Annotated in this window: 9 protein-coding genes; all 9 read right to left on the bottom strand. The window is 51.5% G+C overall.

What is annotated here, in order from left to right; all coding sequences use genetic code 11:
• Window positions 1-67 precede the first annotated feature (67 nt).
• Window positions 68-1,174 (bottom strand): BMP family ABC transporter substrate-binding protein, encoded by a 1,107-nt coding sequence (locus tag DW739_RS00550; RefSeq protein WP_107001569.1) that lies wholly within the window; start codon window positions 1,172-1,174, stop codon window positions 68-70.
• Window positions 1,175-1,615: 441 nt separating this feature from the next.
• Entirely contained in the window at window positions 1,616-2,908 is a 1,293-nt protein-coding gene (gene eno, locus DW739_RS00545; RefSeq protein ID WP_118742450.1) for a phosphopyruvate hydratase, read from the bottom strand.
• A gap of 58 nt (window positions 2,909-2,966) precedes the next feature.
• Window positions 2,967-7,664: an acyl-CoA dehydratase activase gene (locus DW739_RS00540; protein ID WP_118742449.1), complete on the bottom strand. Its 4,698-nt coding sequence runs from the start codon at window positions 7,662-7,664 to the stop codon at window positions 2,967-2,969.
• Between the two features lie 394 nt (window positions 7,665-8,058).
• Window positions 8,059-9,309, bottom strand: a complete 1,251-nt coding sequence (gene hflX / locus DW739_RS00535; RefSeq protein WP_117795120.1) for a GTPase HflX — start codon at window positions 9,307-9,309, stop codon at window positions 8,059-8,061.
• A gap of 14 nt (window positions 9,310-9,323) precedes the next feature.
• Window positions 9,324-10,115 (bottom strand): tetratricopeptide repeat protein, encoded by a 792-nt coding sequence (locus DW739_RS00530; RefSeq protein WP_243023704.1) that lies wholly within the window; start codon window positions 10,113-10,115, stop codon window positions 9,324-9,326.
• A 178-nt stretch (window positions 10,116-10,293) separates the two neighbouring features.
• Window positions 10,294-10,725, bottom strand: coding sequence for a dUTP diphosphatase (locus tag DW739_RS00525; RefSeq protein ID WP_117795742.1), 432 nt, complete (start codon window positions 10,723-10,725; stop codon window positions 10,294-10,296).
• Between the two features lie 301 nt (window positions 10,726-11,026).
• Window positions 11,027-12,208, bottom strand: coding sequence for a sodium/glutamate symporter (gene gltS / locus DW739_RS00520; RefSeq protein WP_107001574.1), 1,182 nt, complete (start codon window positions 12,206-12,208; stop codon window positions 11,027-11,029).
• A gap of 181 nt (window positions 12,209-12,389) precedes the next feature.
• Window positions 12,390-12,998 carry an SMC-Scp complex subunit ScpB gene (gene scpB / locus DW739_RS00515; protein ID WP_118467432.1) on the bottom strand — a complete coding sequence of 203 codons (609 nt, stop codon included), beginning with the start codon at window positions 12,996-12,998 and terminating at the stop codon, window positions 12,390-12,392.
• Complete coding sequence (locus DW739_RS00510; RefSeq protein ID WP_107001576.1) at window positions 12,982-13,800, bottom strand: segregation/condensation protein A; 819 nt, start codon at window positions 13,798-13,800, stop codon at window positions 12,982-12,984. The genes scpB and DW739_RS00510 overlap by 17 nt, the downstream gene beginning before the upstream one ends.
• Window positions 13,801-13,958 lie beyond the last annotated feature (158 nt).

Below are 13,958 nucleotides of genomic sequence, written 5' to 3'. Positions count from 1 at the left end.
AACCTGAAAGAATTCAGATCCCCCTTCGCCGCCAGGTTTCACTCGCTCCCGGCCTTGTCTTTATCAATTATGCCTGTGGGCCAAATCCTTCATAGTTTTCAACTACGATCTCGCCGGATTTGATCTTCTCGGCAAGCTCATCACACTTATCAACGATATCCTGCGGGAATTTGTCGCCCAGAGATTCTTTGATAACAGAGAAATCGGTCAGGCTGACACCGCCGTCCTTCAATGCCAGATATTTGGTTGTGCCGCCCTCAAAAGTTCCCTCTACTGCAGACTGGATAACCAGATAGCAAGCATTATCAACTCTCTTAACCATGGAAGTAAGAACATGTCCAGGCTGATCGGAATCCTGGTTTAAGTCAACGCCGATTGCGTATTTGTCAGCTTCTTTTGCACCTTCCAGAATACCAACACCGGTACCGGATGCTACGTTCATGACAATATCAGCACCCTGCTCATACTGTGCTAACGTCAGCTCTTTACCCTTTAACGGATCCGTCCAGCTTCCTGCAAAAGCCTGAAGAATCTTGATATCCGGATCGATATACTTCGCGCCCTGCTCATAACCTGTATAGAAGTCATGAAGTACCGGAATATCCATACCGCCTACCCAGCCGATGATATGATCTTCATTGACATTCGGGATATCGGTCTTGGTGGTGAACATAGCTGCTGCCGCACCTGCCAGGAAGGAGCCCTCATTCTGAGCAAAGCTGATGGACTCAACGTTCGGCAGATCAACGGTTGTATCGATAACTGCAAACTTGGTATCCGGATAACTGGATGCATTCTCAGTGATATAATCTGCGATGTTGGAAGAAGCACCGATGATTAAATCGTAGCCGTCATCACAAGCCTGAAGTAGGTTTGCTTTCCACTCTTCAGCAGTGGTACCCTCAAGGCTCTTAAGCTCGATGCCGAAATCCTCAACTGCTTTCTGTGCACCCATGTTGCAGGAGTCATTGTAGCTCTTATCACCTAAGTTGCCGGTGTAGACAACACACACACGAAGCGGTTTGTCAGATTTCTCTGAAGCGTCGGCTGCCTTTGTCTCGGTATTGCTGCTGTCAGCTGCCGTTGTCTCAGCAGTACTTCCGCCACCGCCGCAGGCTGTTAAGCTGGCACACATTGCTGCTGCAAGTACAATGCTTAATGTTCTCTTTCTCATTCTTTCATCCTCCTTTTTATGTGAAATACGTTATCCGCCGGACCATTCCTTTGGTAAAACGTTTTTCCATTCGTTCAAAAAAAATAAATCCTTTTTTCATATTTGCTTTACAGTTATTTTACAATCATTCCCACTGTTTTGTCAATAAATTTCGTATAAAAACGATTATTTTTTAAAATATTGTCAAACTTTTAGCAATATTCCTTTTTTCGGTCTTATGCAAAACAAAAAGGAATACGTTTCTCTCCGTCCTGGTTGTACGGTAAAACGCATTCCTTTTCAAAGTTGTATTCTATTTTCCTTTGTTTCGACGCCATCCGGCATTTTCCCAGATGATTTTTGTCTGTTTCTGAGGAAATGCATTAGTTTTCGGAACAACTCACACATTTTGTGCAATGTAACAGATTGCTTGTCTGTACGATATCCCGTAAAAAAGACAACTCATTTTTTATTAAACGCCGCATTCCCCGGATACTGTGCGCCGGTTCCCAGCTCTTCCTCAATCCGCAGAAGCTGGTTGTATTTTGCCACGCGCTCACTCCGGCTCGGTGCGCCCGTCTTGATCTGGCAGGTATTCAATGCGACCGCCAGATCTGCGATCGTCGTATCCTCGGTCTCGCCGGAACGGTGGGATACAATCGCCGTGTAACCTGCCTTATGTGCCATCTTGATTGCCTCCAGTGTCTCGGAGACGGATCCAATCTGGTTCAGCTTAATCAGGATCGAATTGCCGCAGCCGAGACGGATACCTTTTTCCAGGCGTTCGGTATTTGTTACAAACAGATCGTCGCCGACCAGCTGCACCTGTCCGCCGAGTTCTGCGGTCATCTTCTGCCAGCCTTCCCAATCCTCCTCGTCCAGACCATCCTCGATCGAGGCGATCGGGTATTTCCCGCAGAGCTGTTTCCAGTGTGCGATCAGCTCCTCGGAGGTGAAGTGTTTGCCACTCTTCGGAAGCAGATATTCGCCCTTCCTGCCGCTCTTCCACTCACTGGATGCCGCATCCATCGCCAGGACAAAACTCTCGCCCGGCTTATATCCGGCTCTCTCCACTGCCTCTAAGATGCACTGGATTGCTTCTTCGTCACTTCCCAGATCCGGTGCAAAACCGCCCTCATCACCGACAGAGGTTGCCAGTCCGCGCTCTTTAAGCAATGCTGCCAGTACATGGAACACCTCGGTACACCAGCGGAGTCCCTCGCAAAAGCTCTCCGCGCCAACCGGCATAATCATAAATTCCTGTACATCGACGGTATTTGCCGCATGCGCGCCGCCGTTTAAAATGTTCATCATCGGGACCGGAAGACGGTTTCCAGATACGCCGCCGAGAAAACGGTACAGCGGAAGACCATACGCATTGGCTGCCGCCCGTGCGCTCGCGATCGAAGCCGCCAGGATCGCATTCGCGCCCAGCTTGGATTTATCCTTGGTTCCGTCCGCCTCGATCATCGCTTTATCAACCGCATAAATGTCCGCCGGATCCATGCCCTTTAATACTTCTGCAATCACGGTATTCACATTCTGGACTGCTTTCTGTACGCCCTTTCCGCCGAAACGCGACTTGTCGCCGTCTCGCAGCTCCAGAGCCTCAAATTCACCTGTCGATGCACCGCTCGGTGCCGCGCCGCGTCCTATGCTTCCGTCTGATAGATAAACCTCCGCCTCCACTGTTGGATTTCCTCTCGAATCAACAATCTCCCGTCCAATCACCTTTTCAATTTCCAGATGTTTCATAGCTTGTCCCTTTCCGCCGCGTGGGCTTATGTGATTTCTATTTTTGTCTAACCCGAAATCAGGAAACTTTCTGCTTTTTATTATCGGCGTTTTTCTGTTTTCTATTCATAGTCTCCACGGGGCTTCTCTGCCCCACGTCCGGCAGGGCAACCGTGTCCACGCTTCTTTCTTTCACATTCATAATCAGCATCTGCAGGCGGTTTTCCAGATTGGCAAAGCTCACATCCGGATCGTAGTCAAGCGGCAGGATCTGGGCGTCCGGGTACATTTCCCGCATTTTTTTTACGATGCCGCGTCCTACCACATGGTTTGGCAGACAGCCAAATGGCTGTAAAATCACAAATGCCCGGCAGCCATGCGCCGCATGGTGCAGGATCTCGCCCGGAATCAGCACGCCCTCGCCCGCATCAAAGGTGTGCGGGATGATCGGGTCACTTTCCTTTACCAGTTCCGGCAGGCGGCAGACAGGCGTATAGAGCGGATGCTGTTTCGCTATCCGATCCGCTGCCGCGTGCGCAGCGTCAAATACCCGGTTCGCCACATGATACCAGTTTTTCTTGACAAACGGCTTTTTCAGATGATACGTCCGAATCTGCTCATCCTGGCAGAAATACGTTTTCCGGATAACATCCGTCATCCGCGCCTCGATAATCTCAAATCCATTTTTCTCCAGGTAGCGCTCAATCTCATGATTCGCGCCCGGATGGAAATTGAGGAGATACTCGCCGATGATCAGGACGCGCGGGCGCGGCTGGCTCCGGTCATATTCGATCGCATTCATCCGCTGGATCGCCTTTTTAAAGCCTCGCAGAGCGCCTGAAAACCCATGTTGCTCCAGACCATCCACGACGAAATCCATCGCCTCGTCAAATGCCTGATCGCTGCTTCCGGAAACCTTCTCATACGGGCGGATCTTGCGAAGCAGCTCTTCCAGAATATCGATCATCGGAAGCGCTCCCGCCAGACGGATCGCCGACATAAGGTTCATCCGGAAGCCCGGATGCAGATCATGATAATCGACGTCATCGTTCGTCAGAATCGCCACCTCCGGGTAGCCGGCGTCGTTAAGCGCCTTGCGAAGCAGCGCACTGTAATGGGTCAGGCGGCAGTCACCGATGTATTTTCCCATACCGATCGCCGTCTCAGATGGCACATACTGACCACTCCGAAGTGCTGCCAGCGCCTCGCCGATGACAATCTGCGCCGGGAAACAGATATCGTTGTGGACATACTGCTTTCCGAGGCGGATCGCCTCTTCCCTGCCGACCGCCAGCGGAACTGCCCGGATTCCCTGTGTCTTCAACGCCGCCGACATAATCCGGCAGAACGCGTGGGAGGTGTTCGGGACCAGAACCGTGCGCTTCTTGCGGTCTTCCACCTCAAATTTAACCGAATATGGATCCGAAAGTTCGTGAACCTGCCAGGATTTTTGAATGTCTGGTCCCAGCGCAGCCGTCCCGCATTCATTTCCGCCGCCCGCATTCTCCTGTCGGCTTGTTCCAGGCTGGTTTTGCAGCCTCTCCGCCATCTCCCGCTTCTTCCGCCGCATGTTGATCGTCTCCAGGAAGGAACGCACCCGGATCCGCAGCGGTCCCTGTACCTCGCTCTCGTCAAGTTTCAGGATCAGCGGTGATTTTCCGGAGATTTCCCGCATCATACGCTGGATCTCATCCGACAAATATGCGTCATGCCCGCATCCAAAGCTTACAAACTGGACATATTCCAGATTCTGGCTCTGTGCCGCCAGAACCGCGGACGCCAGCATCCGCGCGTGGTAATTGTTTACGACATCCAGACGGCTGTGGCTTAAATCCACATTTTCAATGCCCGGAACAGAATCTGCCGTCAGAACCGGAACGCCGAACTCGGTCAAAAGCTCCGGCAGGCTGTGGTTGACAAGCGCATCATTCTGATACGGTCTTGACGCCAGCACCACCGCATAGCGCCCCTCTTTTTCCACCTCTTCCAGAACCTTCGCTCCCGCCTCTTTCAGGCGGCTCCCAAACTGCCGCATCGCATCATTTCCTGCAAGAACCGCCTTTTTCGTTTCCGACGGCTGGATGGAAAATGTCTGTTCCATATATGTAATAAGCTGACGTTCTTTATCTTCCTCCCTGTACCAGTAAAATAACGGTGCATCAAACGGAATGCCCCACTGTTTCTCCGGAGAATCCGAGTTGCGGATCACAAGCGGATATCCCTTCACGACTGCACACATGGACTCGCTCGTTGATTCCGTATTTTCCGATCCGATCGCCGCAATCGACGGCATAAAAATACGATCCACTTTCTTCTTTACCAGATCGCGGATATGCCCGTGCACCAGTTTTGCCGGAAAGCAGACGGTATCTGAAGTTACCGCGCTTAAGCCTTCCTCAAACATCTTGTGCGTGCTCGGGGATGAAATCTGAATCTCAAAGCCCAAAAAACGCCAGAACGTCGTCCAGAACGGCATCGTATCCCAGAAAGCAAGGACGCGCGGCAGACCGATGGTTATATTTCGCCGCACAGTATCAGACACAGCATTCGGCACAAGACCAGTCTTAGCGGCTGCCCGCTCTGAATGACTTTTTGCAGACGATGCATCCCCTTCTTCCGCTTGATCCAGATAATCTGCAAACAGGAGTTCTTCCCGCAATTTATAGAGATTTGGCACTTTATTCCGGGTTTCTGACGCTATTTTCAGTCGCTCGCGCACCTTCACATCCTTCGGATCGCCAAGAATCTCGCCCCGCTCACAACGGTTGTTCGTGATCCATGAGGTTCCATTCGAAAACCGCACCACCGCACGCTGACAATGGTTCATACAGAACGGACACGGCACATTCGCCTCCTGCTGCCAGGTCAGGGACTCCATTTGATCCAAACTGGTAAAATGCGGCTGTTTCCGGCTCTGTGCTTCTTCCTTCGCTAAAAGCGCCGCACCGATCGCCCCCATAATGCCCGGATACGGCGCCCGGATCACCGGGCGGCCGACATACTGTTCCAGCGCACAGAGAACCGCATCATTTTCAAACGTTCCGCCCTGTACGACAATCCTCTTTCCCAGAGAATCCAGGTTCGACACACGGATAACCTTTGTAAATACATTTTCAATGATCGAACGGCACAGCCCCGCCATGATGTCCTCCGGCAGCTTTCCATTTCTCTGCTCCGTCACGATACTGCTCGTCATAAAGACGGTACAGCGGCTTCCGAGCGCAGCCGGATGCTGCGAAGAAAATGCCTTTTCAGCAATCTCCCGCGCCGGAATATGCAGGGAGGATGCAAAATTTTCCAAAAACGACCCACAGCCGGATGAGCAGGCTTCATTCACGACAATATTTGTGATAACGCCATTGTCCAGCCAGATTGCCTTCATATCCTGACCGCCGATGTCCAGAAGAAACGTCGCATCCGGCGTGTATTTTGCCGCCGCACGCGCATGTGCCACCGTCTCAACCGCGTGTGTCTCGGCCGAAAATGCACGTGAAAACAGCATTTCTCCATAACCGGTCGTCCCGGCTGCCAAAATCTCCAGCCGCACGCCGTGGGACGCATACTTTTCCCGCATCGCAATCAATGCTTTCTTTGCCACCGTCAGCGGATCGCCTTGATTCGGCGCATAAAAGGAATCCAGAAGTTCCTCATTCTCATCTAACAGGACAAATTTTGTCGTCGTACTGCCCGAATCAATACCCAGATATGCCCGCAGCGTACTGCCTGACTGCGGATATACTGTTTTTCGTTCCGGACGTCTGTGTCTCTCCTGAAATTCCGTCTGCGCCGCCTGATCGGCAAAAAATGGACGGGAACGGAACGTGCCCTCCGCCATCTCATCGCCATTTCCGGCTTCACTTTGTTTCTTTGCTTCCTCGCGCGCCGCACGCACCTTCTCGATCCGATCTAACAGTCCGTCTGCCGTGGCGAGCGCCTCTTCCTTCGAAAAAAGCTTCACTGCCGCACGCGCCGCACCGCAGGCAATCAGAAGTTCCGGCCGGTCCGGACTTAAAATTTCCTCCGGCCGAAGGTCCAGACGTTCAGCAAACACGCGCACCAGCGTCCGGTTAAAGGTCAGCGGACCGCCCTCAAAGACGACTGGCTTCTCGATCGAAAGTCCCTGTGCCAGACCGCCGATCGTCTGTTTAGCAATCGCATGGAAGGAGGAAAGCGCCAAATCTGATTTTTTAACCCCCTGATTTAAAAGAGGCTGGATGTCGGTCTTGGCGTACACGCCGCACCGTCCGGATATATCATATACGGTGGTTCCCTGTGCCGCCAGCGCGTCAAATTCCTCAACCGGCGTCTTAAGAAGAGAAGCAATCTCATCCACAAACGCACCTGTACCGCCAGCACAGCTGCCGTTCATCCGCATATCTGCGACCTGCAGCTCGCCCGTCCGTTTATCCTCCTGGAAAAAGATAATCTTCGCATCCTGTCCACCCAGCTCGATCGCCGTTCCGATTTCCCCGTACATGGCTTTCAAGGCGATCGAGTTCGCCACTACCTCCTGTACATAAGGGATCTCCAGCTCTTCCGAGAGGTGCTTTGCGCCCGAACCGGTCATCGCCGTCAGAAATGACCGCCCCGCAAGCGTCTCTTTCACCAATTTTACAGCTCTCGACACACTCTGAAGCTGATCCGAGTGATGGCGTGTATAGTCCGAAAACAGGACTTTCCCCGTTGCCGCCTCCATCACTGCCACCTTCGTCGTCGTTGAGCCAACGTCAATTCCGACGAGAATCTGTTCCTGTCTGTTTTGTCCCTTCTGTTCCATTCTGTATCTTCTAACTCCTTTATCCCAGATGTCTGCAAACTTGTGCGGTCATTCTATCCGACACAAGCAGCCTGCGCCCTGTCATCTCTTTTCTCTTCATCTTAACAACTTCTTAGCGTCCGCCAAAACATGAAGAAGAGGCATACGGTTTTTCCCCGCACACCTCTTTACCGTATGGATCTGTACGCATCTGCCTTCCAGCATTCTGTACAGCCATAAATATGCTACATTCTAACAAATTTAAAATAAAAAGTCAATTCCCGGCAGTTTCAAAAGTGCCGTAAGAAAACGTGGTGGCAGCAGGAATTTGCCGTATTGAAATGCGAAGCCACGGCAAATTCCGTTACTGGGCACGTATGCGTGAACCGTAACACAGTAACCTATCATCTGCCTGTTAGCGCATCAGCCCTGCGTAGAGCTCCGTCGGCACATACGCCTCCACGTAAATGCCATCTTCCCGGTACTCTTCTTTTAAAAGCTGACCGTATTTGCGGATCGTCTGGATGCGTCCAGCCTCCTGGTAGGAAAATACCTTTTCCAGATAAATCTTTCGGTTTCGCAGAATCATTTCCAGAATATCCTTCAGCTCGTCCAGCCCCGCGCCCGTCTTCGCGGAAATCTGCACCTGATAATCAGAATGCAGATCTTTCAGCGTCTCCGGCTGTTCCACCTGATCCATCTTGTTAAAGACTGTTACCACCGTCTTATCGCCGATCTTCAGCTGACGCAATGTATCATATACGACATACATCTGCGTGTCCATCTGCGGATTCGACGCATCGACCACATGGAGGACAATATCGCTATAACGTGCCTCCTCCAGCGTACTCTTGAACGCCTCGATCAGATGGTGCGGCAGTTTGCGGATGAATCCGACCGTATCTGTCAGCAGGATCTCCTGTCCGCTCGCCAGCTTTAATCCACGCGTCGTCGGATCCAGCGTCGCAAACAGTTTATCCTGTGCCAGGATTCCTGCACCCGTCAGAGTGTTTAAAAGCGTTGACTTACCGGCATTCGTGTAGCCGACGATCGCCGCCGACAGCGTATATTTCCGGTCGCGCTGTTTTCTCGTCACCTCGCGGTGGCGTTTGACATCTTCCAGTTCCGACTTTAGCTGCCCGATCCGCTCATGAATCAGACGGCGGTCCATCTCCAGTTTCTTTTCACCCGGTCCTCTCGTACCGATACCGCCGCCCAGACGGGACAGGGAACTGCGCAGTCCGACCAGGCGCGCTGCGCGGTAACGCAGCTGTGCCAGCTCAACCTGGATTTTTCCCTCGCTCGTCGTCGCATGCGCCGCGAAAATATCGAGAATGACCATCGTCCGGTCCATTACCTTCGTATCCAGCGCCGATTCCAGATTGCGAAGCTGTGCCGGGGACAGTTCATCGTCGCAGATCACACCGGTTGCGCCCATTTCCCAGACCATCTCCCGCAGTTCCCCGATCTTTCCACTGCCCAGATAGGTGCCTGGATGAATCTTCTCCCGGTTCTGCACCAGACGTCCGATCGCCGTCGCCCCGGCGGTATCCGCCAATTCCTCCAGCTCATCCAAGGACGCCTCCGTATCATCTTCATCTGAAGTGCTGACCGCCACCAGAATGACGCGCTCCTCCAATTCTTTCATATCGAACAATTCTGCCATATTACCTCCAATATTTACCGGCTTTCCAGAAAACGGATTTCCTTCTGCACCTCCGGTGTGTCCACACCGGCTGCCTGGCACTCCTTAAACTGTTCCAGCGCCTTCGCAAAATCGCCCTCTTTCTCATAGAGAACCGCAATATTCTGCCGGATTACCAGCGCCGTCTCACTGTCCGCCAGCGAAAGCGCCTCCTCATAATGGGACATCGCGCTCTCATAATCGCCAGCCTCCATTTCACTGATCGCAAGTTGATTATAAATCTCCGGCCCCGACACGCCGCGCTCGATCGCCTGATTGCAGTACTGGGCTGCGAGCTCACTATCCCCGGCATCCCGCGCCGCCGACGCAAGCGCCGTAAACGCCAGACTCACACCCGGAGCCGTGGCGCTGCTCTTTTTGCTGTTCTTCGCCTTTTCCTCCGCTGCCGCAAAATCCTTTTCGGCATCCTCCGCCTGTCCGGCTGCTGCCTCCGATGCCGCTTTATAATAGAGGTATTCCGCTTTTCCGCCGTCTACCTCCGCCAGAATTCCATAGGTCTGCGCTGCCGCCTTATAATCCGCCAGTTTGTATTCTGCCTCGCCGCGGTATTTTAAAACATCCAGCTCAAAAGAATTGACGATCCCATCGCTCTCATCCAGCGCTTTTCCAAACGAATCGATCGCATCCTGATAATTACCTGCATTTAACTGCTCGATTCCGGTCATACGCGCTTCTTTCGCTTCCTTCGATTCAGCGCCGCAGCCGGAAAGGATGCCCAGTGAAAGCACCGCTGCTGTCAGAAAAAGACTTATTTTGTTACTGTTCACGCATACGTGACCAGTAACGGAATTTGCCGTGGCTTCGCATTCAAATACGGCAAATTCCTGCTGCCACCACGTTTTCTTACGGCACTTTCGGTTCCAAAAGTGCCTACCCGTGAACAGTAACCTTATTTTTTCTCGTTTTAACCTCTTTATCTGCTTCATTTTTTACCAAACCTTTTTATTAATTCTTTCCCGTACTTCCGATCCCGCCGCGATCTTTATTGTCAAGCTTCTCCGTCTCCTCAAATACGATCTTCGGCTGATGCTCCATGATGCGGAACTGACAGATGCGGTCATTGACATGGATCACTGTATCACGCAGCGCATATGCCGGAAAATGCCACTGATCGTTGTCTCCACAGTAACTCTCATCGATCACACCCATATGATTGGTCTGGATGATGCCGAAATTTTTAAAGGTACTGCTGCGCGGAACTACATGCGCCTCATAGCCCTTCGGCAGCTCCATCGCCACGCCAAGCGGAATCAGGGCAAAATCACCCTTTTTCAGCACCACCTCACGCGCCGCACGCAGGTCGATCCAGTCAGATTTGCCGTCAATGTAGGCGAGGCGGTCAATGGCGTCTGTGAAATATTTGATCTTTATGTTCATGCTGTTCATATCTGTATGAAATCCTTTCTTATGTCACATTTTATCCGGTAATGGCTGCCTTGCAGGTTTGTTTTTCACAAAGCACCTCCCCGAAAAATATTTTTCAACTTTCCAGTTTCTCTATAATACCACACGCGCGCGTTTTCCGAAAGTATTAATTCGTGCAGGCACGGACTTTCGCTCGTTGCACGCGAAAAATCCCGGCGGCCTGGAAATCCAGAACCGCCGGGAAGGAAATAGGTTGGAGCTACTTCAATATCAGAATATTTTAAATGGATACTTTGCTGAACCAGCCGTCAAATTATAAGAGGTTCATGAAAGTAGTCAGTACCATGGAGTTAAAGAAGTCTACGAATAAGCTTCCTACTAACGGTACGATGAAGAATGCACGCGGAGCCGGACCATAGCGCTCTACCAGTGCTCTCATGTTTGCCATTGCGTTCGGGGTTGCGCCCATACCGAAACCACAGAATGCGGTGGTCATTGCAGCTGCCTCGTAATCACGGCCCATGATGTTGAATACAAGGAAGTTTGCATACAGGAACATAACAACCGTCTGAACTAACAGGATAACAATCATCGGAAGCGCCAGAGCTGCTAACTGCCACAGCTTCAGGCTCATCATTGCCATCGCTAAGAACAGGTTCAAGGACAGACCGCCCAGTGCGTCAACTTCTTCCATCGGAAGATCTTTGTGCTGTACATCCCAGATGTTACGGATAGCGGCTGCTGCCAGCATCGCACCGATGTAAGTCGGGAATGTAAGACCAATGCTCTTAAAGAACGCGAAAATGAAGGTACCAACACCGATTGCAACTGCAAGGAATACAGCCGCGGTGGTGAATTTCTGACCGTCGATCGGCGATGCTACTTCGTCAACTGCATTGCCTTCCTCGGCTGCGGTTGATTTCAGATGGTGTTTCTCAACACGGGCACGGGCGATAGGACCACCCATCATACTGCCGGATACCAGACCATATGTAGCGGATGCCAAGGCAACTGTAGTTGCGCCTACAACTGCGTATTCCTGCTCCAGAAGCGGTCCGAAGGAACCACTCGTTCCGTGACCTCCAACTAACGGCATAGAACCCATACATAAGCCGAGAAGCGGATTCAGACCAAACGCTGCTGCCAGACCGCTGCCGACTGCATCCTGCACGATACAGATACCAACTGCCAGCGCCAGGAACATAAATACCTGAACGCCGCCCTTCTTTAACAGACGGAAGCAGGCGGTAAAACCGACGCTGCAGAAGAAGATCGTCATAAATACGCTCTGTAAGGTTGTATCAAAGGAAAGCTCCAGAACTCCTGTTGCATACAACGCCAGATGAGCGAATGCAAATACGACACCGCCCGCAACCGGAGCCGGTATACAATACTTGCTCAGGAAGGGCAGCTTTTGTACAAGCAATCTTCCCAGACAGTAGACCAGTGCGCCAAGAGCACACGCCTGATACATATCAAGCTCAAGTGTCAACATAAACAATTCCCCCTTTTGTTTTGCTGGCTTCTTTCATTTATGTAGCGATTTGAAAGAGCTGCTTGTTTGTTTGTGTTGACCTCATTTTCCACGTTGGCTACAAAAAGTTACAAGAAAATACAGAAATATGATGTTAAGAATCTGTTAATGTCAGAATTGAATGAATATTGTTAAGAAAACGTTAATATTTCATTTCCTTCTCTGCCTCTTCCGGCAGTTTCCCCTCAAACTTCAGCTCTTCCTCCGCCTCCATGCGGAACTCGTCGATTCGTCCCGGTGCCGGTTCCGGCAGTTCTTTCGTCGATCCGACTCCAAACCGGCGCAAAAATTCCTCCGTCGTCGCAAACAATGCCGGACGTCCCGGCACATCCAAACGCCCTACCTCGTAAACGAGATTGTACTCAATCAGTTTATTGACCGCGTGATCCGATTTAACCCCGCGGATCTTTTCAATCTCAAGCTTCGTGATCGGCTGTTTATAAGCAATGATCGAGAGTGTCTCAAGCACAACATCCGTTAAAATCTGCTTCTTCGGCGTCGCTGCCACCCGGATCAGATTCTCATAATATTCCGCGCGGGTCGCCATCTGCCAACTGTCCTCCAGCTGCGTGATCTGCATGCCCCGCTTTTCTGCCTCATAACGGCTCTGTAATCGTCTGACCGCCGCTTCCGCGCGCTCTGTATCCGTCCCGAGCGCCGCCGCAAGCTGGCGCAGCTCAACCGATTTTCCCATTGTAAAGAGAACCGATTCCACGATGGCTTCCTCGCGTTTTTCATCTAATTCTGGCATACTCTTCTCCTTCCTCCGTCGAAAGTTCCAGCTCTGCCTCGCCTTCCGTTTCATCCACATCCACCGTATCGAGCTGCATCTCATCAAACAATTTTTCCTGCACCAGATGAATCCGTCCCATCTTCATCAGCTCCAGCACTGCCAGAAACGCCACGACTATCTCCAGGCGATCGGATTCCCTCTCCAGCACATCGCTGAATTTAAAATGACGGTGTTCCCGCGCATAAGAAAGCACCGACCTTACCTTCTGCTCCAGGCTGATCGGTTCCCTGCGGATCGTACTGAACCGGCTTCGCACCGGGTCAAGCTTATTGGCATTCCGCTTCATGACCGCGTCAAACACTTTCTGCAGCTTTGCCAGCGTCAGACCATCCAGAAGCTTGTCCAGATCCAGCGGTTCTTCATATTTCGCCACCTCCCGGGGAATCGTCGGTTCCTTAAAAAAGAGAAGCTCTGCCTCCTGCTCCCGCTCTTCCAGCTCCTGCGCCATATATTTATACATCTTATATTCCAACAGCCGGCGCACCAGCTCGGCGCGCGGATCTTCCTCGTCTTCTTCCTCTTCTTTTTCCACCTTCGGAAGGAGCATCCGCGATTTGATGTCCAGAAGCGTCGCCGCCATCACCAGAAAATCGCTGACCACATCCAGATCCTCATGATCCATCTGATTAACATATTCCAGATACTGCTCCGTAATCAGGACGATCGGAATATCGTAGATACTTACTTTATTCTTTTCAATCAGATGAAGCAACAGGTCCAACGGTCCTTCAAAATTATCTAATTTATAGGAAATTTCCATTCTTTCCGAACTCCTTCTTTTAGCCAGCTTTTTCTACAATCATATACCAAATTCCGTATACATCCACCTGTGCCGAAGAGTTATTCCTGCTGCCACCACGTTTTCTTACGGCACTTTCGGTTCCAAAAGTGCCTACCCGTGTACAATAACCAGAATCT

Origin of the sequence: Clostridium sp. AM28-20LB (assembly GCF_003480665.1) — a bacterium.
Lineage (GTDB): Bacteria > Bacillota > Clostridia > Lachnospirales > Lachnospiraceae > Otoolea > Otoolea fessa.
This window is presented reverse-complemented; position numbering and strand designations above follow the sequence as displayed.